Consider the following 20,565-nt stretch of genomic DNA (forward strand, 5'->3'; position numbering starts at 1 on the left):
CGCTCAGCATGACAGTCTTTTTCGATTGAAGATATTTAATACTCAAATGCAATTCCACAAATACCAGGGCACCGGCAACGACTTCGTCATCATCGACGACCGCGCCCGCCAATTCGACGAAACCGACCAGGCCCGCATTGCCCACCTCTGCCACCGCCGCTTCGGCATCGGGGCCGATGGGCTGATGCTGCTGCGCAACAAGGACGGCTACGACTTCGAGATGGTGTATTTCAACGCCGACGGCCTGCCCAGCTCCATGTGCGGCAACGGCGGCCGCTGCCTCGTGGCCTTCGCCAAGTTCCTGGGCGTGATTCAGGACCAGGCCCATTTCCTGGCCGTGGACGGCCCTCACGATGCCCGCGTAGAATCCGACGGCACCGTGCGCCTCAAAATGATTGACGTGGCTGCCCCGCAGGAAGCCGAAGTAGGGGAGGAGGGCGACGTGTTCCTGCACACCGGCTCGCCCCACCACGTCCACTTCCTCGACCCCGAAGAGCACCCCACGCTGGCTGAATTCAACGTCTTCGCCGCCGGCCACGACATCCGCTACGACCAAGCCTACGACCCCGCCGGCACCAACGTCAACTTCGTGGAAGTGCCCGCTGACCCCGCCCACCCCTGGCCCGTGCGCACCTACGAGCGCGGCGTGGAGGACGAAACCTTCTCCTGCGGCACCGGCGTCACGGCCGTGGCCCTGGCCGCTTCCCAGCGCGGTGCCGCCTCGCCGGTGCGCCTGCGCACGCCCGGCGGCGAGCTGGCCGTCTCCTTCGAGCCCCGGCCCGACGGCGGTTTCACCAACGTGTGGCTGAGCGGCCCGGCCGTGCGGGTTTTTTCAGGACAAATCTGAGTGTTCTGAAGGCTACTCGGCGTTGGGGCCTTGCAGGCGGTTGGCATCGTCGTTGAGAGGTAGGGCGCCGGATAAGCGGCCTTGCATCTTGCGGAGCCAGTGCTGGCCCAGCGCGGGGCAGGCGGCCAGTGCTGCTACCAGGGCCCGGTTGTGGCGCTGCTCGTACTTAGCGCTGTTGGCGCGCGCCACGGTCCATTCGGGATAAGGGCGTTCCAGCAATTCCAGGCTGCTGCTGAGCTGGATGCGGCCGGGCGCGAGCACGCGCATATACCAGCCAGTGAAGCCGGTTTCCTGCAGCCACTGAGAAAGCAGCGGCGCCTGCCAGCGGCGAGCAATTTTCCAGCAGGGCGAGCGAGGCTGAGAAATCTGCACCGTGGCCTCCCCGAACTGGAAAATGTCGCCGATGCAGACGTCGGCTTCTGCCCAGGTGCCCGCCAGCGTCAGGTTTTCGCCGAAGCTGCCCGCAACCATTGGCTGGTCCATTTGCGCACTCCAGTGCGCGTAATGCACGCCTGGATAAACGCAGAGGGCCTGGTCGGGCCCGCCGTGGTTGCGCAGGTCGGCTTGCTCGTCACCGTCAATGTTCAGCTCCGACAGCCACTGCGGTTCGGTTATCGGCTCCTTCAGCAGGGCGGTGGTCCAGGTTCGGTGCAGCGGGTTGGTGGCGCCGGGTTCGCCCAGGGTGCGGGGGCGGCCCACTTGCAGCGAAGCCAGCGGCAGGGTGAGTAGTGGAGCAGGCATGTCGTTAAGAAAGTAAAGGATTTGCGTGCCAACGGGAAACGAGGCCATTAAAGTATCGCTAGGAAGCAATGGCCGCCGCTGCTTGGTGTAGAATGCCCGGTTGGTTTTAGCGTCCTTTGGCTAATTCGTGCAGTAGCGCGCTTAGCCCGTCAGCCTCGCTTCTGGACGTACCAGACGAACTTCTTCCAAATTCTCACTCCCCAATGCCGGTTTCGCCCCTCATCCGCCTCCGCGCCCTCGAACCTACCGACCTCGATTTTCTCTACCAACTGGAGAATGACCGCGACATCTGGGGCGTGTCGGACACCCTGGCGCCAATGTCGCGCCACGCACTGCGCGAGTACCTGGCCCACGCCACTACGGATATATACGTAGTGCGGCAGCTGCGCCAGGTGATTACTACTGAAATTGGCCAGATTCCGGTGGGCGTCATCGACCTTTTTGAGTACGACCCGTTGCACCAGCGGGCCGGCGTGGGCATTACCATTTTGGCCAGCGAGCGGCGCCACGGCTACGCCCGCCAGGCCCTTGCGTCACTGCAGAAATACGCCCGCGAGGTGTTGCGGCTGCACCAGATTTATGCTACCGTCGGGGCCAGTAACCAAGGCAGTATGAGGCTGTTTCGGGCGGCGGGCTTTCGGCGCGTGGGCACGCGCCGGCAATGGTTGCGCACCGCCGATGGCTGGGCCGACGCCGTGGAGTGGCAGTGTTTGTTGGGTGAATAATCCAATGCATAAAACAGGATTTTATAGATATATTACTGTTTACATGCTTGCCAACGGGATATTCCGTGTTTAAGCTCAACCATATCCTTCGGCCCGGCGGCTGCGTATAGGGTGGCAAGCGCCCCGGTTATTATCCTGTTATTACTCCGGAGCGGCGCGAAACTCCTTCTTCTCGCCTGTTTTCATGCCCCCTTCATCGACGGTGGAAGCGCCTTTGCGTGCCTCTGCCACCGCTGCCCGGCCCAGCGCATCAGCCGCCGAAACCACTGCCCCTTACACCCTGCCCGACCTGGTTTGCTTTGCGCATTTGCATTGGGACTTTGTGTGGCAGCGGCCCCAGCATTTGCTTTCCCGCTTCGCCCAGCACGGCCGCGTGTTTTACGTGGAAGATGCGTTTTACCACAACGACGACCTCATCGAGCCGCACGTTGAAATCAAAGAGCGGGACAACGGCGTGAAAGTGGTGGTGGTGCACTTGCCCCAGCGCCTCCGGGCCGATGAAGCGGCCGCCGACCAGGCTCAGTTTGAAGTTCTCAGCCATTATTTCAACGAGCAAGGCGTTCGGGAGTACATTTTCTGGTACTACACGCCGATGGCCCTCGGCAAGTCGCGCCAGTTCACGCCCAAGCTCACCGTATACGATTGCATGGACGAACTGGCAGCCTTCAAATTCGCGCCGCCCGAGTTGAAAAAGCGCGAGCAGGAATTATTCACCAAAGCCGACCTGGTATTCACTGGCGGCCATACGCTCTACGAATCGAAGCGCGAGCAACACCCCGACGCGCACCCTTTCCCCAGCAGCATCGACAAGGCCCACTTTGGCCAGGCCCGCGGCCCGCTGGCCGAGCCCGCCGACCAAGCCGGCATTGCGCACCCGCGCATCGGCTTCTTCGGCGTGGTCGATGAGCGGTTGGACATTGAGTTGCTGCGCGAACTTTCGCAGGCGCACCCAGAGTGGCAGTTTGTCATCATCGGGCCGGTGGTCAAGATTGACCCCGCCATTTTGCCCCGCACGGCCAACGTGCATTACCTCGGCGGCAAAGACTACAAGGAACTGCCCGCCTATTTGAAGGGTTGGGATGTGGCGACGCTTTTGTTTGCGGATAACGAGAGCACCAAATTCATTTCGCCCACTAAAACCCCCGAGTACCTCGCCGCCGGCAACCCCGTGGTGAGCACGCCCATCCGCGACGTGGTGCGCCCCTACGGCGACCTCAACCTCGTCCAGATTGCTGACAATGCCGCCGATTTCGGCAAGGCCATCACCAAGGCCCTCACCCAGCGCGAAGATGCCGACTGGCGGAAGCGCACCGACGATTACCTAGCCACCATCTCGTGGGACCAGACTTGGCAGCAAATGGTGGACCTGATGCAGGCCCGCCTGACCGCCAAAACCCCCGACGCCGCCACCACCACGCAGGCCCACGAGCCGCTGATGGCCCCCAAAGTGTCGGAAGTAACCCTGCCGCCCGTTTCGTAGTCGACAGTCGTTCATGCGACCTACAGACGGCCAGTTCCTTATTGCCTCATTCCCTCCCGATAGTCCCTTCCTTACACAATCCATACCCTACGCACCATGTTCGATTACCTCATCGTTGGGGCCGGTTTTGCCGGCAGCGTGCTCGCCGAACGGCTGGCCACCCGCAGCAACAAAAAAGTCCTCATCATCGACAAGCGTAGCCACATTGGAGGCAATGCCTACGACCATTACAATGAGGACGGCATTCTGGTGCACAAGTATGGTCCGCATATCTTCCATACTAACTCGAAGGATGTGTTCGACTACCTCGGCAATTTCACCGAGTGGCGTCCCTACGAGCACCGCGTGCTCGCTTCGGTAGACGGCCAGATGGTGCCCATGCCCATCAACCTCGACACCATCAACAAGCTCTACGGCCTGAACCTGACCAGCTTCGAAGTAGAAGAATTCTTCGCCTCGGTGGCCGAACAGGTCGATGTCATCAAAACGTCGGAAGACGTGGTGGTGAGCAAAGTAGGCCGCGAGCTGTACAACAAGTTCTTTAAAAACTACACCAATAAGCAGTGGGGCCTCGACCCCTCGCAGCTGGACAAGTCGGTGACTTCGCGTGTGCCTACCCGCACCAACCGCGACGACCGGTACTTCACCGATACCTACCAGGCCATGCCCCTGCACGGCTACACCCGGATGTTTGAGAACATGCTCAACCACCCGAACATCAAGGTGATGCTGAATACCGACTACCACGAGGTAATCGACTTCATTCCCTACAAGGAAATCATCTTCACCGGCCCGGTAGATGAGTATTTCGACTTCAAATTCGGCAAGCTGCCCTACCGCTCGCTCGAGTTCAAGCACGAGACGCTGAACAAGGAGAAGCACCTGGCCGCGCCCGTGGTGAACTACCCCAACGAGCACCCCTACACCCGCATCACGGAGTTTAAGGCCCTCACCGGCCAGGACCATCCCAAAACGGCCATCGTGTACGAGTACCCGCAGGCCGAGGGCGACCCGTACTACCCCATTCCGATGCCGGAAAACGCCGAGTTGTACAACAAGTACAAGAAGCTGGCCGATGAGACGCCCAACGTGCACTTCGTGGGCCGCCTTGCCACCTACAAGTACTACAACATGGACCAGGTAGTGGCCCAGGCCCTGACGCTTTACAAGAAGCTGACGGAGAAGGAAAACGCTGCCAAGCCGGCGCTTCCCGCCATTTCGGGCAGCACCGCGCTGGTCGAGAAACTCATCAGCCGCTCGCCGCAACAGGAGTAGCCAGTTGTAGCGCGGACTTTGTAGTCCGCGTCTCGCCGCAACGCGGCGAAGCTGGTGCCGCAAAACGGCTACGCAACTGCTCTGACAATGATTCGCCGCCCGGCGGCGAGACGCGGACTGCAAAGTCCGCGCTACAGAAAAAGCCCCGCCAATTTGGCGGGGCTTTTCGTTTTGGGACGGTTTTAGCGGAAGGCTGCGTAAATTTGAGGTGCGCCCAAGGCGCTTATTCGCTAAAAGACTACCTAATGTTAGATTTTCTCGGCAAAACCATCGCCAAAATATTTGGCTCCAAAGCTGAAAAGGACCTCAAGGATGTGGTGCCTTACGTGGCCCTCATCAACGCCGAATATGCCAAACTGGCTGGCCTGACCGACGACCAGCTGCGCGAGCAGACCGACATGGTGCGCGCCCGCATTGCCGAGCGTCTGGCCGGCCTTGATGGCCAGATTGGCGGTTTGCACCAGCAAATCGACAGCCAGCCGCAGCTGGATGTGGCGCAGAAGGAGGTTTTGTTCGAGCAAATTGATGCCCTGGAAAAGCAGCGCAATAAGGACCTCGAAGCCGTGTTGCTGGAGGTGCTGCCCAACGCCTTCGCCATTGTGAAGGAAACGGCGCGCCGCTACAAGGAGAATGGCCAGTTGGTGGTAACCGCCAACGACCGTGACCGCGAATACGCCGCCACGCACGCCAACGTGACTTTCGAGGGCGACAAAGCCATCTGGAGCAACAAGTGGCTGGCCGCTGGCGCCGAGATTGTGTGGGACATGGTGCACTACGACGTGCAGCTGATTGGCGGCGTGGTGCTGCACCAGGGCAAGATTGCCGAAATGGCCACAGGTGAAGGCAAGACGCTGGTTTCGACCTTACCGTCGTTCCTGAATGCGCTGTCGAAGCGTGGGGTGCACCTTGTAACCGTCAACGACTACCTGGCCAAGCGTGACTCGGAATGGAACGCGCCGCTGTTCGAGTTCCATGGCATCACGGTGGACTGCATCGATAAGCACCAGCCGAACACGCCGGAGCGCCGCGCGGCCTACCAGGCCGACATCACCTACGGCACCAACAACGAGTTCGGCTTCGACTACCTGCGCGACAACATGGCGCGCGACCCCGAGGAGCTGGTGCAGCGCAAGCACCACTACGCCATGGTCGACGAAGTGGACTCCGTGCTGATTGACGATGCGCGGACGCCGCTCATCATCTCCGGCCCGGTGCCGCGCGGCGACGTGCACGAGTTCTACCAGCTCAAGCCGCGCATCCAGCGCCTAGTGGACGAGCAGAAGAAAATCGTGCAGAACTACCTCGTGCAGGCCCGCAAGCTCATCGCCGAAGGCAAAACCGGCGTGGAAGAAGGCGACAAGAACGGCGAGGGCGGCCTGATGCTGTTCCGCGCCCACCGCGGCCTGCCCAAGAGCAAGCCCCTCATCAAATTCCTGAGCGAAAGCGGCAACCGCGCCGTGCTCCAGGCCACCGAAAACCACTACTTGGCCGATAATTCGCGCCAGATGCCCAAGGCCGACGAGCCGCTGTTCTTCACGATTGACGAGAAGAACAACCAGATTGAGCTGACCGAAAAAGGCATCGATTTGATTACGGCCCAGGGCGAAGACCCGCAGCTGTTCATCATGCCCGACATCGGGATGGGCATTGCCGACATTGAGAAAAATGCCGCGCTTTCGGCCGAAGAGAAGCTCCAGCAAAAGGAAAAGCTGATGAGCGACTACAACGAGAAAAGCGAGCGGGTGCACACCGTGAACCAGCTCCTCAAGGCTTACACGCTGTTCGAGAAGGATGACCAGTACATCCTGACCGAAGACGGCAAGGTGAAAATCGTGGACGAGCAGACCGGCCGCGTAATGGAAGGCCGCCGCTACTCCGATGGCCTGCACCAGGCCATTGAGGCCAAGGAAAATGTGCGCGTGGAAGACGCCACCCAGACCTACGCCACCGTGACGCTGCAGAACTACTTCCGCATGTACCACAAGCTGGGCGGCATGACCGGCACGGCCGAAACCGAAGCCGGCGAGTTCTGGGAAATCTACAAGCTCGACGTGGTGGTAATTCCCACCAACCGCGCCATCAGCCGCAAGGACTCCGACGACCAGGTGTACAAGACGGTGCGCGAGAAATACAACGCCGTAGCCCTGGAAATCCAGAAGCTGGTAGAAGCCGGCCGCCCCGTGCTGGTGGGCACCACTTCGGTAGAGATTTCCGAGCTGGTTTCGCGCATGCTGAAGCTGCGCGGCATCCAGCACCAGGTGCTCAACGCCAAGCAGAACCAGCGCGAGGCCGAGATTGTGGCCGCCGCCGGCTACCCCGGCACCGTGACCATCGCCACCAACATGGCCGGCCGCGGTACAGACATTAAGCTGCGCGAAACGTCGCGCGATGCGGGCGGTCTGGCCATCATCGGCACCGAGCGCCACGAAAGCCGCCGCGTCGACCGCCAGCTGCGGGGCCGCGCCGGCCGCCAGGGCGACCCGGGTACCTCGCAGTTTTTCGTATCGCTCGAAGACAACCTGATGCGCCTGTTCGGCTCCGACCGGATTGCGAAGCTGATGGACCGCATGGGCATGGAAGAGGGCGAAGTGATTCAGCACTCGATGATTACCAACTCCATTGAGCGCGCCCAGAAGAAGGTGGAGGAAAACAACTTCGGCACGCGCAAGCGCCTGCTGGAGTACGACGACGTGATGAACGCCCAGCGCGAAGTGGTGTATAAGCGCCGCCGCAACGCCCTGCACGGCGACCGCATGGAAGTGGACATCCTGAACATGATTTACGACGTGAGCGAGGACATCGCCAACGGCCACAAAATCACGGGCGACTTCGAAGATTTCAAGCTGAATATCATCAAGGTTTTCGGCTACGACACCTTCCTGACGGCGCAGGACCTAGCCGGCTTGCAGCTGCCGGCCCTCACGCAGAAGCTGTACGACGAGGCCCTGGGCTACTTCCAGAGCAAGAACGAGCACATTGCCTCGAACTCGCTGCCGCTCATCAACGACCTGCTGAGCCAGAACGCGCCCTACGAGAACATCGCCGTGCCCTTCACCGATGGCAAGAAGCAGGTGCAGGCCATTGCCAACCTGAAGCGCGCTCAGGCCACCGGCGGCCACGACATTCTGCGCCAGATGGAGAAAGTGGTGGTGCTGTCCGTGATTGACACGGCCTGGACCCAGCACCTGCGCCAGATGGACGACCTGAAACAGGTGGTGCAAAACGCGGTGTACGAGCAGAAAGACCCGTTGCTGGTGTACAAGTTCGAGAGCTTCGAGCTGTTCAAGCGCATGATTGCGAAGGTGAACGAGGAAACGACGTCGTTCCTCTTCCACGCCGATGTGCCGGTGCAGCAGGGCGCCGTGGGCACCAACGAGGAGCAGGACTACTACCTCGAAGACGAGGAGCAGCACACCAGCTTCACGGTGGAGCACGAGAGTAACCTCGACTCGCTGGGCGCCGGCCCCGAGGACATGGGCCCCGACTACCAGTCGCCCCAGGCCGCCGAGAAGCAGGTGCCCGTGCGCAGCCAGAAAGTGGCCAACCGCAACGACAAGGTGAACGTGCAGTACATGGACGGCACCGTGAAGCGCGACGTGAAGTACAAGTCGGTGGAGCAGGACGTGGAAAGCGGCCGCGCCGTGCTGGTGGACTAAACTGGCGGCTTCGGAGCCGTAAATGTTAAATGGCCGGTGGTCCCCGTGGGGGCTGCCGGCCATTCTTTTTTTCGTTGATTTGCAGCCTGATTAGACCTTTTCACAAGTAAGAAATGTACATGGCTCGTCTAGTACCAATCACCTTATTCAGTTTGGTATTTCTGCTTGCTGTGCGCTGTGCGCATGCCCAGGCGCCGGCCTGGCAAACGGCAGTGGCGCTAAACGGCGCCGCCTCGACGGTGAAGGCCACGACCACCGATGCCAATGGCGACGTCTACGTGGCGGGCCCGTTCACGGGCACAGTCGGCTTTGGCACGGCTTCCCTGACCAGTGCGGGCGGTGTGGATGTGTTTGTGGCCAAGTGGAGCCGGGCCAGCGCATCCTTTGTGTGGGCCCAACGGGCAGGAGGAACCGGCGATGAAAGTGCCACGGCCGTGGCCGTGAGCAGTGCCGGGGTGTACGTAGCCGGCGATTTTGCCGGAACGATGACTTTTGGGGGGCATAGCATCAGCAGTAGCGGGCTGAGCGACGGCTTCGTTGCCAAACTTACCGATGGCGGCAATGGTGCCGGGTGGGAGTGGGCCGTGCCACTAGGCGGGGCTGACAGCGACCAAGCCTATGCCCTGGCCGTGAGCGATGCCAGCGTGTACGTGGCCGGCGTTTTCAACAGTGCAACGTTGCAACTGGGCGCCTTTGCCCTGGCCAACAGGTCGACGAATGGCGCCACGGCCGATGGCTTTGTGGCCAAGCTCACCGATGGCGGCCTGGCCGGTACCGTGGCGTGGGTGCAGCAGGTCGGCGGCTCTGGTTCTGACTTTGTGACGGCTTTGGCCGCAACGGGAAGCACCGTGTACCTCACCGGGCAGTTTTCCAACGCTGTTGCCTTCGGCAACACTACGTTGCAGGGTATCAGCGCGGGGGCCTTTGTGGCAAAGCTGGCCGATGCGGGTCCAAGCAGTCAGTTTGCCTGGGCCATCCAACCCAGCGGCCTCGTCATTGCCAATGCGGTGGCGGTGGCTGGTTCGAATGTGTACGTGGCCGGTCGATTTGTCTTCCGTGTCGCTTTTGGAAGCGCTTCCTTCACAAGCACCGGTAATTTGAACGGCTACGATGCTTTCGTGACGAAAATAACCGATGTCGGCGGCACGGGCAGCTTTGCCTGGACTGCCGTGGCTGGCGGGCCCTTCAGCGACTACGCCGCTGGGGTGGCCACCAGCGGCGCCAACGTGTACGTGACGGGGGGCTTCTCCAACACCTGCGCCTTTGGCAACACCAGCCTGACCAACGTGGGCAACAACGACAACATATTCGTGACGAAGCTGACCGACGCCGGCAGCACCGGCAGCTTTGCTTGGGCAATGCCCGTGGGGGGCGCCGGCCCGCAACTGGCAACCAGCGTCGCCGTAGATGCGGGCCGCCGGGTGTATGTGGGCGGCGATGCGACCTTGCCCGTTGCTTTCGGCAGCATCCTCCTGCCCGCAACGGCGGGTGCCCGGGTTGGCTTCCTCGCTTCCTTTGCCGATGCTACCACGACCGGTACCGGGCCAGGGCTAGCCGCCGCTCGCTTGGCAGTGTATCCCAACCCCGCCCACGGCCGCGCCTCCGTGCAGCTGCCGCCCGGCGCCGGCCCGGCCACCCTCACCGTGCTCGATGCCTTGGGCCGCCCCGTGCGCACCCAGACGACCACCAACCCCAGCGCCGACCTGGACCTGACCGGCTTGGCCCCCGGCCTCTACGCCGTGCGCGTGGCGGCGGGCGGCAGCAGCGCCATCCAGCGGCTGGTGGTGGAGTAGGCCGAGCCTGCCCAATGACGCGCCAATGCCTTGGCCGGCCCGGCCCACAGAGTTGGCTTGGGACAACGGCCCCGCCAAATAGGTAAGCGCACACTGGGATTTGAGCTGGCAATAAAGGGGGACTGTTTGGCGGGAGCAGTACCCGCTGGGTTAAAAGCATAATAGATTATCTTGGCCGCGCCTTTCCCAAACACCGCCATCTGATGAAACCTGTACCGTACCGTCGTCGCTACCCAACGTTGGTTTTTACGCTGCTGCTGCTGCTGACCGGCATGGTGGCCCGCGCTCAGGCCCCCGTTTGGCAAAGGCTGGACCTGGTTTCCCAGCCCAGCGGGTCGTATTCGGAAGTGTACGAGAGCGCGGCCGATGCCAGCGGCAACGTGTTTGTGACGGGTTACTTTGTGGGGACGGTAACTTTGGGCAGCACCACCCTGGTAAGCGCGGGCCGGAGCGACTTATTCGTGGCAAAATGGAGCCCGGCCGGCAACGCCTTCGTGTGGGCCCTGCGCGCTGGCGGCGTCGGCAGCGAAACCCCCTACGGCATAGCGGCCAGCGGCGGCGGGGTGTTCGTGTCGGGCAATTTCGGGGCAACCGCCGACTTTGGAACCACGGTGCTCCCCAGTACTGGCTCATCCGACCTGTTCGTAACCAAAATTGTGGACGCCGGCACCTCGGCCAGCTTTGCCTGGGCGCAGCAGGCCGGCGGCTCCCTTGCCAGCATCAACGGGGCCAAGGTGGCCGTGAGTGGCAACAGTGTGTACGTGGCCGGCTCGTTCAGCGGAACGGTAGCCCTTGGCGGCATCGGACTCACGTCGGCTGGTTCCAGCGATATACTTGTAACCAAACTCACCGACTTGGGAACCAGCGCTGCCTTTGCCTGGGCCCGGCGCGCCGGTGGCAGTGGCCTCGACCAAGGCATCGACGTGGCCGCGAGCGGCTCCAATGTGTATGTATGCGGCTATTTCAACGGAACGGGCGATTTTGGTAGTACCTCGCTCACGGCGGCTGGCATCTCCGATTTTTTTGTGAGCCGGCTTACCGATGCCGGCACCAGCGGCGACTTCGCGTGGACGCGCGCGGCCGGCGCCGCCGGCGCCGAATCGGCCACGGTGGTGACGGCCAATGGTAACGAGGTATACGTGGCGGGGCGCTTCAACAGCCCGGGCATGGCATTGGGCAATACCGTATTGAGCAGTGCTGCCGGCACCAGTCCCCTTTTCGTGGCCAAGCTGCTGGACGTGGGCAGCGCCACCACCTTCGCCTGGGCCCAGCAATCGGACGGCACGGGCTATGCTGAGCCCTGGGGGCTGAAGGTGAGCGGCACCGAGGTATTCCTGGCGGGCACCTTCGGCGGCACTACTTTTTTTGGGGCCACCACGCTGGTCAGTGCCGGCAGCACCGATGTATTTGCGGCGCAACTTTCCAGCACGGGCTCCCCGGCTTTTCGGTGGGCAGTACGCGCCGGTGGGAGCTACAACGACAACGGTTACGGACTGGCCCTGACGGGAGGGCGCATCTACGTGGGCGGCACCGTGCTCCCACCGGCCGCTTTTGGCTCTTTCGCCACCGCTGGAGCGGCCAGCGGCAGCACGGGCTTCCTGGCCTCGTTGGCTGCTGTAGGGTTGGCGGCGGGTGTGCCCCAGGCTCTGCCCGGCCTGAGCCTGGCGCCCAACCCCGCCCACGGCCGGGCCACGGTGCAGCTGCCGCCCATGCCTGGCAGCACCGCGGCCACGCTCACCCTGCTCGATGCGCTGGGCCGGGCTGTCCACACGGCGGGCGTGGCCTTGCCTGCCGCGGGCCTACGCCACGACCTGGACCTGACCGGCCTGGCCCCCGGCCTCTACGCCGTGCGCGTAGTGATGGGCGGCCGCACCGCCACGCGCCCGCTGGTGGTAGAGTAGGCTCGTCCGAATCCAGTGGCTTGATTATCCGAAGCCCCGACCGCCAGGCCGGGGCTTCGTTGCTTTTGACTAATGGTTAAACCAGCGAGCGCCGGGGCAGTCCATCGGAACAGGCGGCCGGGCCGCTCTTTTTCACTGTTCCAACTCTCCGTCATCCGATGAAAAAACTGTTTACTCTCGTGCGAAACCTTCTGTTGAGCGGCCTGCTGTTGGGCAGTGGCCTGGCCCACGCGCAGGCCCCTGCCTGGCAAAGCGCGGTGCCCGTGGCCTCCGCCGCCAACGGCGCTTACACTGTGACGGCCACTGCGCCCGATGCTACCGGTGCCAACGTGTACCTGACTGGCTATTTCACTGGCACGGTGGCCCTGGGCGGCTCCCTGCTCACCAGCTACGGCCTCGCCGATGGGTTTGTGGGCAAATGGAACGTGGCCAACCGCGGCTTCATGTGGGTGCAGCGCATGGGCGGCCCCAACAACGACCAGGCCCTGGCCCTGGCCGTGAATGGCACGGCCGTGTACGTGGCCGGGGTGATGGTGAACACCGTTTCCTTTGGTGGCACCGCGGTGAGCACGGCCGGGGCTGCCGATGGCTTCGTGGCCAAATACGTGGACGCGGGCACCAGCGCCGGCGTGGCCTGGGTGCAGGCCACCGGCGGCGCCAACGAAGACCGCGCCACCGCCGTGGCCGTGAGCGGGACCAACGTGTACGTGGCCGGCACCTTCCGCAGCCCCAGCATGACGCTGGGCGGCATCACGCTCAACAACCCCACCGCTACCGGCGGCACGGCCGGCCTGGCCCACTGCTTCGTGGCGAAGCTGGCCGACGTGGGCACCAGCAGCACTTTCGGCTGGGCGCGGGCCAACGGCGGCAACGCCGGCGACGACCAGGTGGCCGCGCTGGCCGTGAGCGGCACCAACGTGTACATGGCCGGCGACTTTGTGGGCAACATTCCCTTCGGCACCACTACACTCAGCAGCAACGGCGGCCGCGATGCCTACGTGGCCAAGCTGGTGGATGGCGGCAACAACACGGCTTTTGCCTGGGCCAAAAACGCCGGCAGCACCGGCCCCGACCAGGCCACCGCGCTGGCCGTGAGCGGCAGCAATGTGTACGTGGCCGGCAGTTTCAGCGGGCTGGCCATCTTCGATGCCATTGGCCTGGTGAGCGCCGGCACCGTCAATGCCTTCGTGGCCCGTCTGACGGATGCCGGCCTGAGCAGTTCCTTTACCTGGGCCCAGCAGGCCGGCGGCACGGCCTCGGACCAAGCCGCTGCCCTGGCCGTGAGCGGCAGCAGCGTGTACGTGGCCGGTGCCTTTTCGAGCCCCACGGCGGCGTTTGGCACCCTTGTGCTGAACAACACAACGCCCGCAGGACGCGCCACCGAGGTGTTTGTGGCGCGCCTGACCGATGCCGGCACCTTCGGCAGCTACGTGTGGGCCCAACAGGCCGGGGGCACCGGCAACGACCAGGCGGCCAGTGTGGCCCTTTCGGGCGCCACCGTATTTGTGGGCGGCAGTGCCATGCCCCCGGCCTCCTTCGGTAGCCTGCTGATTCCCAGCGGCACGGCCAATACCGTGGGTTTTCTGGCTTCGATGGCCGCGGCGCCGCTGGCTGTCAGAGCCGCTGAGCTGGGGGATATTGCGCTGTTTCCGAACCCGGCCCATGCCACGGCCACGGTGCAGGCGCCCGTGGGGGCGGTGCTTACCGTGCTCGATGCCCTGGGGCGTCCCGTGCGCACCTGTTCGGCTGCTGCCAGCCCCGCCACCATGCTGGACCTTGCCGGCCTGACCCCCGGCGTCTACGCCGTGCACGTTCGTGCCGGGGGCGGCACGGCAACCCGGCGCCTTGTGGTGGAGTAGGGCAGGGGCGGCCTTACCCGCTACCTTTGTTCTATGAACCTCGCCGCCCACATCGACCACACCCTGCTGCGCCCCGACTGCACGGAGGCGCAAATTATCCAGCTTTGCGAGGAAGCCGTGGCCCACGGCTTTGCCAGCGTGTGCGTGCCGCCCTGCTACGTGCCCTTGGCCGCCGCCCAACTGGCCGGCACCCCCGTGCCGGTGTGCACCGTAATTGGGTTCCCGCTGGGCTACGCGGCGTCGAGTGTCAAGTTTAAGGAAGCCGAAGTGGCCTTGTATGACGGCGCCCACGAGCTGGACATGGTGCTAAACATCTCGGCCCTGAAATCGGGCAAGACGGCCGCAATTCAGGATGAAATCCTGGACCTGGCCGACCTTTGCCACGTGCATCAGGCCCTGCTCAAGGTCATCATCGAAACCGCTTTGCTTACGGAAGAGGAAATCGAACTGGCCTGCCAGTTGTGCGTGGCCGGCGAGGCTGATTTTGTAAAAACCTCCACCGGCTTTGCCAGCCGCGGTGCCTCGGTGGCCGACATCGAGCTGATGCGCCGGGTGCTGCCCGAAACCATGCGCATCAAAGCTTCAGGCGGCATCCGGACCCGGGCCGCGGCCGAGGCGCTGATAGCCGCCGGTGCCAACCGCATCGGCTCGTCCAATAGTGTGGCCCTGATTGCTGAAAATAATGACTCAACCGTTGCTTAAGGGCCTTGTGGCGGCGCTGCTGCTCACGCTGGGCGCTTGCGCCAGCACCGCCCAGCAGGCGCCGCAAGCCAGTGCCCCGCCCGATACCACGAAAAAAAACGCGCCCGTCGTGGCCAACGCCCCCGCGCCCCTGCCCGCCGAGGATGTGAGCAAGTACCGGCCCGTATTTGCGGCGCCTAAGCCCCTGCCCGCTACCGCAGTCACCACCGCGCCCAAAGCCACCGTGGTGCCCACCGCCCACGTCAACCCCCAGGTGGAGCAGCGCCTGCGCGACCAAGCCTACACCAATCAGAACGTGAAGTATGCCCAGGGCTACCGAATTCTGGTTTACCTGGGCCTGGAGCGCGACAAGGTGATGGCCATCCGGCGCACCATCATCGGCCGCTACCCCGACGAGACGGATTACATCGTGTTCAAGTCGCCGGTCTACCGCCTGTACATTGGCGACTACCTCACCAAGCTCGAAGCCGCCCGTGGCCTGGCTCGCCTGCGCGGCCTCACGCCCAAGCTGGAGTTGGAGCCCACCCAGGTGCTGCTGAACAAGAACCCGTAGGGGAGAACAGGTGGAGGAAAGGCCGCGCGCTGCTTGTCATCCTGAGCGCAGCGAAGGACCTTCTCCCCGCTGAACGATTTGCAGTAAAGCAACTCACTGCCTATGCAGGGGTGAGAAGGTCCTTCGCTGCGCTCAGGATGACAGCTTTTAACCATCGATTGTCCATGTCCACTGCTGCCCTCATCCCCCAAATCCAGCGTCTTGCTGCCCAACACGCCGCCGATACCGTGGCCATTCGGCGCCACCTGCACGCCCACCCGGAGCTGTCATTTGAAGAAACCAACACCGCCGCTTTCGTCACGCGGGAGCTGCAGAAGCTGGGCCTCACGCCCCGGCCCATCGCCAATACCGGCGTGGTGGCCCTTATTGAAGGCCAGCCCGGCGGCCCCACCATCGCGCTGCGGGCCGACATGGACGCGCTGCCCATCCAGGAAACCAGCGACGTCCCCTACAAATCGACCAACCCCGGCGTGATGCACGCCTGCGGCCACGACGTGCACACGGCCTCGCTGCTGGGCGCTGCCCGCATCCTCAACGAGCTGAAAGGCGAGTTCCGAGGCACCGTGAAGCTCATGTTTCAGCCGGGCGAGGAGCGGCTGCCCGGCGGCGCTTCGCTAATGATAAAGGAAGGCGTGCTGGAAAACCCGGCGGTGGGCCACGTGCTGGGCCAGCATGTGTTTCCGCACCTGCCGGCTGGCAAAATCGGTCTGCGCCCCGGCCGCTACATGGCCAGCACCGACGAGCTGTACCTCACCATCAAGGGCAAAGGCGGCCACGGCGCCATGCCCGAAATGAACCTCGACCCCGTGCTGGTGGCCGCCCACATCATCGTGGCCGCCCAGCAAATTGTGAGCCGCCGCGCCAATCCCAAGATTCCCTCGGTGCTCAGCTTCGGCAAGGTCATCGCCAACGGTGCCACCAACGTCATCCCGAATGAGGTGTACATCGAAGGCACTTTCCGAACCCTGAACGAGGAATGGCGCGCCGAAGCCCACCAGCACCTGCGTCGCCTCTGCGAAGGCTTGGCCGAAAGCATGGGCGCTGTCTGCGAGCTCGAAATCCGCCACGGCTACCCGTATCTGGAAAACGAGCCCGCCCTCACCGCCCGCGTGCGCGCCGCCGCCGAAGCCTACCTCGGCCCCGAAAACGTGGTAGAGCTCGACCAGTGGATGGCCGCCGAAGATTTTGCCTATTTCTCGCAGGCCGCCCCGGCTTGCTTCTACCGCCTCGGCACGCGCCACGCCGACGGCCGCTTTGCCGCCTCCGTGCACACGCCTACCTTCGACATCGACGAGCAGGCCCTCGCCACCGGGCCAGGCCTGATGGCCTGGCTGGCCGTGCAGGAGCTGGCCGGCAAATAGCGGCAGCCGCTGCTGTCGGCCCTTGTTTGATTGTCGCGGGCATTTCGCGCGCATTGCTAATTTACAGAATGAAAAAACCGCTCCTCCTCGCGCTCTCCTTCGGCACACTACTGGCCTTCCCCGTCGCCGCCCAAACCCGCCGCGAGGTGGCCAACTACCAGCTGTGGGCTACCCTGCAAGCCGAAATGGCCCTGAAAAACGGCGACTACCTGCTGCTGGAGCTGCACGGCGAACACATCCCCGCCTACAACAACTATGTGGGCACCGACCGTTTTCTGGGCTTCGACCAGCGGGCGGTGGCTTTATCGTATGAGCATTTCTGGAGCGACCATTGGAGCGGGGGCGGCGCCCTGCAATATCAGCCCAGCAGCGACATCAAGGTGCTCACGCCCGAACTGCTGCTGCGCCACCGCAGCCAGCTGGGGCCGCTCACGTTTGGGCAGCGCCTGAGTGCCTACCGTGCTTTTCCGTTTGTGAAAGGCAACTACTACACCCCCACGCCCCAGAACTACGTCAGCCTGCGTGCCGACCTCGAAAAGGTGTTTCCCGTGGGCAGTAGCGGCGTTTTGCTCCGGCCCCGCCTCAGCTACGAGGGCGTGATGCACGTGCGCATCCAAAAAACGCAGGCCGATGCCGACGAGCGCACCATTCAATACACCAGCCTGCGCGCCGAGGTGGGCTGCCGCGTCGGCAACCATTTCGATTTCACGCCCTGGTTTGCCTACACCACGGCTTATTACTTCACCCTGCCCCAGTACAATCCCATCAGTGGCACGCCCACTGCCGACCCCGGTCGGCTCAACCTGGTGACGCCCGTCATCGGTCTGGACGCGCGCTTCACGCTCTTCGCCGGCAAGACAGTGTTTGAGCGCCGCCAGCTGCCCACGCAGCACTAACGCCGCTATTGCTTTTAGCGGAGTATTGACAAATTGTCGGGACGATGTATCTCGAATTTTCAGCCTTGGCGTTGTTGAAGCGGCATTTTTCTTGGTTTTCGCGAAGCGTCGTATTTACAGATATTGTTTGAATAAGACAATTTGTCTGTGTGGCGAGGCTGGAATTGGTTTGGTACAGAATTTAAGGAAAGCAGATACGCCGCACGTTCGGCAGTCATTCTTTCACTTCTATTTCTACATCAACCATGGCAACTTTGCTGTATAACAACCGCCCTTCCCTCCGCCCCAGCCGCGCCTTGAGTGCTATGCTGGCCGATATGCTCCAAGCCCCGCAAACGACCCCGGCCCAGCCCGCGCCCGCCTTCACGCCGGCCGCCGATATCCTCGAAACCGCGAATGGCTTTGAGCTGCACCTGGCTTTGCCCGGCCTGAAAAAGGAGGCGGTCAACATTGAATTCCACGACGGCCAGCTGGTGATTTCCGGCGAACGCGCCAACCCTGCCGCCGCCGCCAAGGAAGCCGCTGCCACGGCCACCGAGGCCAACGCCAGTGATGAAAACAAGCCCGCCGTGGTAGCGCCCGAGGCGCCCGCCGCGCCCAAGTTCCGGCGTCTCGAAACCAACTACGGCGCCTTCTCCCGCAGCTTCCGCCTGCCTGATACGGTGAACGTGAAGGCCATCGGCGCCGAGCTGACCGACGGCATCCTGCGCGTCACACTGCCTTTCGATACCGACAAGGTGACCAAGCAGCACATTGAAATCCGCTAAGCGCGGACTATTGAACTAAAAAAGGCACCCCGCGGGGTGCCTTTTTTGCCGCTTCGCGTGTTGTGCCCGTAGGCAACCCAAACTGGCCTGTTTTCTGCTAAAAGCAACCATCGGGCGCTAAAGCGAATCTTTCGGACGTTGGGAATGAAATAGCCGGAATTTCTCATCCGGTTTTCATGCTTGCCACGTTAAATTAGTGCCTTCATTACCTGGTTTCACCCTTTTTTCAATTTTCCCTTACCCCATGCAAGCAAAACAAATGATGCTCGGCCTGCTCGGTTCCGCCATTTTGGGCGGCGGCGTGGCCGTGGGGGGGTACAAGCTGCTGGAGCCCGCCCCAATGGCGCCCCAGGCTGTAGCCGCCAACCCCCAGGTGCGTTACACGTCCGAGATGCGGAGCACGCCCTACACCGTGCCCGAAGGCTTGAACTTTGTAGCCGCCGCCGCCGCCGTGACCCCGGCCGTGGTGCACGTGATGACCGAATACGCCGCCGCGCCGGTCGACCAGCGCCGGCAGCAGATGGACCCCTTCCTGCGCCAGTTCTTCGGCGACCAGTTCGACCAGTTTCAGCAGCAGCCCCAGGGTGGGGGCCAGGGCTCCGGCTCGGGCGTCATCATCGCCGCTAACGGCTACATCGTGACCAACAATCACGTCATCGACAAGGCCTCCAAAATTGAGGTAGTGCTCGACGACAAGCGCAAATTCGACGCCGAACTGGTGGGCGCCGATCCCAACACCGACCTGGCCGTGCTGAAGGTGAAAGCCGACAACCTGCCCTTCGTGAAGTATGGCAACTCCGACGACGTAAAGGTGGGCCAGTGGGTGCTCGCCGTGGGCAACCCCTTCAACCTGAACTCGACCGTGACGGCCGGCATTATTTCGGCCAAAGGCCGAAACATCGGCATCCTGAACCGCAAGGACAACATGGGCCTGGAGTCGTTCATCCAGACCGACGCCGTGGTAAACCCCGGCAATTCGGGCGGCGCCTTGGTCAACCTCAACGGCGACCTGATTGGCATCAACTCGGCCATTGCCTCGCACACAGGTTCTTACGAAGGCTACTCCTTTGCCATTCCCAGCTCCCTGGCCAGCAAGGTGGTTGATGACCTGCTGAAGTACAAGGTGGTGCAGCGTGCCATGCTCGGCGTGAGTATTCGCGAAGTCGACGCCAAACTGGCTTCGGAGAAAAAGCTCAATGCCCTGAACGGCGTGTACGTGGAAGGCCTGAGCGAGAGCAGCGCCGCCGCCGCCGCCGGCCTGAAAACGGGCGATATCATCACCCAAATCAACGGCGTGAACGTGAACACGTCTCCGCAGTTGCAGGAGCAGGTGGCCCGCTTTCGCCCCGGCGACAAGATTAAAGTGAGCTACCTGCGCGGTGGCAGCGCCGGCCTGGCCGAAGCCACGCTGCGCAACTCGACCGGCACCACCGGCGTGGTGCGCGAAGACGCGGTGGCCGCCATCAAGTACGAAGGCGCTACCATTGCCGCCGTGCCGGCCCGCGACCTGGCCAAGCTCGGCCTGGAAGGCGGTGCTAAGATTTCGGGCATCAAGGGCAGCAGCTTCCGCGAAACCGGCATGGCCGACGGCTTCATCATCACCCGCATCGACAAGAGCCAGGTGACCAAGCCGTCGGATGTGAAGAACATCCTCGAACAAGCCCGCAACGGCTCGGGCGTGCTGGTAGAAGGGGTGTACCCCGACGGCCGCAAGGCTTACTATCCCATTGGTGCTGAATAATATCTTTCTGCGTTGAAAAAGCCCCTGTCCAATCGGCGGGGGCTTTTTTTTGCACTTCGGCAGGACACGTTTTTTAATGAATTAGTGACGGATACTAGCAGGAAAAATTTATTTGGTAAAACCAGCGGAAAAGATTGACTTATAGGCATAACTTCGACAAAAAAACTGCTGAATGACTGGCAATTTACTTGGCAAAGCTGAGTCTGGTTGCCAGTTTTATCCGTAAGTGGTAGTCCCATCTTGGGAAATTTTGCTTTCGGTTTTGAAC

The 20,565-nt window shown here is 62.6% G+C and carries 15 protein-coding genes; 14 read left to right on the top strand and 1 reads right to left on the bottom strand.

Going from position 1 to position 20,565, the window contains the following annotated elements; translation table 11 throughout:
- Positions 1-46: 46 nt before the first annotated feature.
- Positions 47-847, top strand: coding sequence for a diaminopimelate epimerase (gene dapF, locus Q4S41_RS03005; protein WP_305029614.1), 801 nt, complete (start codon positions 47-49; stop codon positions 845-847).
- Positions 848-859: 12 nt separating this feature from the next.
- Here the strand turns inward: dapF and Q4S41_RS03010 are convergent, their stop codons facing one another.
- Positions 860-1,588 carry an MOSC domain-containing protein gene (locus tag Q4S41_RS03010; RefSeq protein WP_305029615.1) on the bottom strand — a complete coding sequence of 243 codons (729 nt, stop codon included), beginning with the start codon at positions 1,586-1,588 and terminating at the stop codon, positions 860-862.
- Positions 1,589-1,791: 203 nt separating this feature from the next.
- Here Q4S41_RS03010 and Q4S41_RS03015 point away from each other — a divergent pair, with 203 nt between their 5' ends.
- The 13 genes from Q4S41_RS03015 to Q4S41_RS03075 all read left to right on the top strand — a co-directional run bounded on the left by Q4S41_RS03015 (position 1,792) and on the right by Q4S41_RS03075 (position 20,297).
- A complete protein-coding gene (locus Q4S41_RS03015; RefSeq protein ID WP_305029616.1) occupies positions 1,792-2,313 on the top strand; it encodes a GNAT family N-acetyltransferase in 522 nt (173 codons plus the stop codon).
- A 184-nt stretch (positions 2,314-2,497) separates the two neighbouring features.
- Positions 2,498-3,793: a glycosyltransferase family 1 protein gene (locus Q4S41_RS03020; protein ID WP_305029617.1), complete on the top strand. Its 1,296-nt coding sequence runs from the start codon at positions 2,498-2,500 to the stop codon at positions 3,791-3,793.
- A gap of 96 nt (positions 3,794-3,889) precedes the next feature.
- Positions 3,890-5,068: a UDP-galactopyranose mutase gene (gene glf, locus Q4S41_RS03025; protein WP_305029618.1), complete on the top strand. Its 1,179-nt coding sequence runs from the start codon at positions 3,890-3,892 to the stop codon at positions 5,066-5,068.
- A 245-nt stretch (positions 5,069-5,313) separates the two neighbouring features.
- Complete coding sequence (gene secA / locus Q4S41_RS03030) at positions 5,314-8,724, top strand: preprotein translocase subunit SecA (RefSeq protein ID WP_305029619.1); 3,411 nt, start codon at positions 5,314-5,316, stop codon at positions 8,722-8,724.
- A 170-nt stretch (positions 8,725-8,894) separates the two neighbouring features.
- A complete protein-coding gene (locus Q4S41_RS03035) occupies positions 8,895-10,517 on the top strand; it encodes a T9SS type A sorting domain-containing protein (protein WP_305029620.1) in 1,623 nt (540 codons plus the stop codon).
- 203 nt (positions 10,518-10,720) lie between these two features.
- A complete protein-coding gene (locus tag Q4S41_RS03040; RefSeq protein WP_305029621.1) occupies positions 10,721-12,418 on the top strand; it encodes a T9SS type A sorting domain-containing protein in 1,698 nt (565 codons plus the stop codon).
- Positions 12,419-12,597: 179 nt separating this feature from the next.
- Positions 12,598-14,277, top strand: coding sequence for a T9SS type A sorting domain-containing protein (locus Q4S41_RS03045; protein WP_305029622.1), 1,680 nt, complete (start codon positions 12,598-12,600; stop codon positions 14,275-14,277).
- Between the two features lie 33 nt (positions 14,278-14,310).
- Positions 14,311-14,979 carry a deoxyribose-phosphate aldolase gene (gene deoC, locus Q4S41_RS03050; protein WP_305029623.1) on the top strand — a complete coding sequence of 223 codons (669 nt, stop codon included), beginning with the start codon at positions 14,311-14,313 and terminating at the stop codon, positions 14,977-14,979.
- The gene (locus Q4S41_RS03055) at positions 14,960-15,532 is read left to right on the top strand and encodes a hypothetical protein (RefSeq protein ID WP_305029624.1); all 573 of its coding nucleotides are present in this window, start codon (positions 14,960-14,962) and stop codon (positions 15,530-15,532) included. The genes deoC and Q4S41_RS03055 overlap by 20 nt, the downstream gene beginning before the upstream one ends.
- A 164-nt stretch (positions 15,533-15,696) precedes the next feature.
- On the top strand, positions 15,697-16,893 hold the full coding sequence (locus Q4S41_RS03060) for a M20 metallopeptidase family protein (RefSeq protein WP_305029625.1): 1,197 nt from the start codon (positions 15,697-15,699) through the stop codon (positions 16,891-16,893).
- Positions 16,894-16,961: 68 nt separating this feature from the next.
- Positions 16,962-17,789 carry a hypothetical protein gene (locus Q4S41_RS03065; protein WP_305029626.1) on the top strand — a complete coding sequence of 276 codons (828 nt, stop codon included), beginning with the start codon at positions 16,962-16,964 and terminating at the stop codon, positions 17,787-17,789.
- A 245-nt stretch (positions 17,790-18,034) separates the two neighbouring features.
- Positions 18,035-18,556: an Hsp20/alpha crystallin family protein gene (locus Q4S41_RS03070; RefSeq protein ID WP_305029627.1), complete on the top strand. Its 522-nt coding sequence runs from the start codon at positions 18,035-18,037 to the stop codon at positions 18,554-18,556.
- 244 nt (positions 18,557-18,800) lie between these two features.
- A complete protein-coding gene (locus Q4S41_RS03075) occupies positions 18,801-20,297 on the top strand; it encodes a S1C family serine protease (RefSeq protein ID WP_305029628.1) in 1,497 nt (498 codons plus the stop codon).
- Positions 20,298-20,565 lie beyond the last annotated feature (268 nt).

The sequence above is a fragment of the Hymenobacter convexus genome, assembly GCF_030580955.1.
GTDB lineage: Bacteria > Bacteroidota > Bacteroidia > Cytophagales > Hymenobacteraceae > Hymenobacter.

Bases quoted from the DNA above. Each gene is read 5' to 3' on its own strand.
- Q4S41_RS03010 (WP_305029615.1), bottom strand. From the start codon at position 1,588: ATGCCTGCTCCACTACTCACCCTGCCGCTGGCTTCGCTGCAAGTGGGC.
- Q4S41_RS03020 (WP_305029617.1), top strand. From the start codon at position 2,498: ATGCCCCCTTCATCGACGGTGGAAGCGCCTTTGCGTGCCTCTGCCACC.
- glf (WP_305029618.1), top strand. From the start codon at position 3,890: ATGTTCGATTACCTCATCGTTGGGGCCGGTTTTGCCGGCAGCGTGCTC.
- Q4S41_RS03070 (WP_305029627.1), top strand. From the start codon at position 18,035: ATGGCAACTTTGCTGTATAACAACCGCCCTTCCCTCCGCCCCAGCCGC.
- Q4S41_RS03040 (WP_305029621.1), top strand. From the start codon at position 10,721: ATGAAACCTGTACCGTACCGTCGTCGCTACCCAACGTTGGTTTTTACG.
- Q4S41_RS03075 (WP_305029628.1), top strand. From the start codon at position 18,801: ATGCAAGCAAAACAAATGATGCTCGGCCTGCTCGGTTCCGCCATTTTG.
- Q4S41_RS03015 (WP_305029616.1), top strand. From the start codon at position 1,792: ATGCCGGTTTCGCCCCTCATCCGCCTCCGCGCCCTCGAACCTACCGAC.
- deoC (WP_305029623.1), top strand. From the start codon at position 14,311: ATGAACCTCGCCGCCCACATCGACCACACCCTGCTGCGCCCCGACTGC.
- secA (WP_305029619.1), top strand. From the start codon at position 5,314: ATGTTAGATTTTCTCGGCAAAACCATCGCCAAAATATTTGGCTCCAAA.
- dapF (WP_305029614.1), top strand. From the start codon at position 47: ATGCAATTCCACAAATACCAGGGCACCGGCAACGACTTCGTCATCATC.
- Q4S41_RS03060 (WP_305029625.1), top strand. From the start codon at position 15,697: ATGTCCACTGCTGCCCTCATCCCCCAAATCCAGCGTCTTGCTGCCCAA.
- Q4S41_RS03055 (WP_305029624.1), top strand. From the start codon at position 14,960: ATGACTCAACCGTTGCTTAAGGGCCTTGTGGCGGCGCTGCTGCTCACG.
- Q4S41_RS03065 (WP_305029626.1), top strand. From the start codon at position 16,962: ATGAAAAAACCGCTCCTCCTCGCGCTCTCCTTCGGCACACTACTGGCC.